We start from the raw sequence: 899 nt of genomic DNA, 5'->3' as shown, positions 1-899 counted from the left end.
TCCCGCGACACCCGGAAGTAGTGCCCGGTGCTGCTGTCGGTGCACGTCATGCCCGACGGCTCGCTGTCGCAGGTGATCGTGCCCGCGGACTGGGTCTGGCCGTAGTCGAGGGTCGGCTCGCCGGCGAAGCGCAGGGTGTCGCCGTGGCAGTGGATGGCGGCCGGCTCGCCCAGGTTCAACACGAAGCGGTTGCCCCAGGCGAGATGCTTGCCGCACTCCGGTGGCGGCGGTGGCTGGTAGTCGAAGTCGCTGATGTCGCACGCCACACCGAAGCCGCCCAGGACGCAGTAGATGTTGCCGGACGGCGATTGAAAGTTCTGGGTGTCCGCGTGCGCGGTCGCCGGCATCACGGTGGCGGCCGCGACCGTCGCGGCGGCGACAGCGAGGGTCCTCATCATTTGCTGAGCGTAAGCCTGTGCGCCGGTGGACCGGACCGATAATCCCGAAATGAGTTTGCGCGGGGGCCTTCACCTGGCCGCCCAAAAGGATTACAACGTCATCATGAAGGCATCAATGGTCGCCGCGGTTCCGCTCCTGGCGGCCGCGACCGCGGTGGGCCCGGCGCACGCGGACCCGCTCTACCACTTCCAGTCGCCGTCCGGCAACATCTACTGCGTCCTGGGCGGCTTCGGTGTGGCGTGCGACATCAGCGACTTCGACTACCAGCCACCGCCGCCACCGGAGTGCGGCAAGCATCTCGCCTGGGGCAACCGCTTCGTGTTGAACCTGGGCGAGCCGGCCGCCATCCACTGCCACGGCGACACCCTGCGCTTCGCCGGCGAGCCGACCCTCGACTACGGCCAGACCCAGTCCGCGGGCACGATCACCTGCGACAGCGAGCCGTCGGGCATGACGTGCACCGACAGCAGCACCGGGCACTACTTCCGGGTGTCGCGGGA

Annotated in this window: 2 protein-coding genes; one reads left to right on the top strand and one right to left on the bottom strand. The window is 68.6% G+C overall.

The window, feature by feature from the left end; genetic code table 11:
• Positions 1-398, bottom strand: a 398-nt coding sequence (locus tag A5691_RS06635; protein WP_067778349.1) for a DUF6636 domain-containing protein, incomplete at its 3' end; no start/stop codon positions are given.
• A gap of 49 nt (positions 399-447) precedes the next feature.
• Here A5691_RS06635 and A5691_RS06630 point away from each other — a divergent pair.
• Positions 448-899, top strand: a 452-nt coding sequence (locus tag A5691_RS06630; RefSeq protein ID WP_156734771.1) for a DUF6636 domain-containing protein, incomplete at its 3' end; no start/stop codon positions are given.

It is taken from the genome of Mycobacterium sp. E183 (genome assembly GCF_001667735.1).
GTDB lineage: Bacteria > Actinomycetota > Actinomycetes > Mycobacteriales > Mycobacteriaceae > Mycobacterium.
The sequence above is the reverse complement of the archived record's forward strand: the minus strand, read 5'-3'. Positions and strand labels throughout refer to the sequence as shown.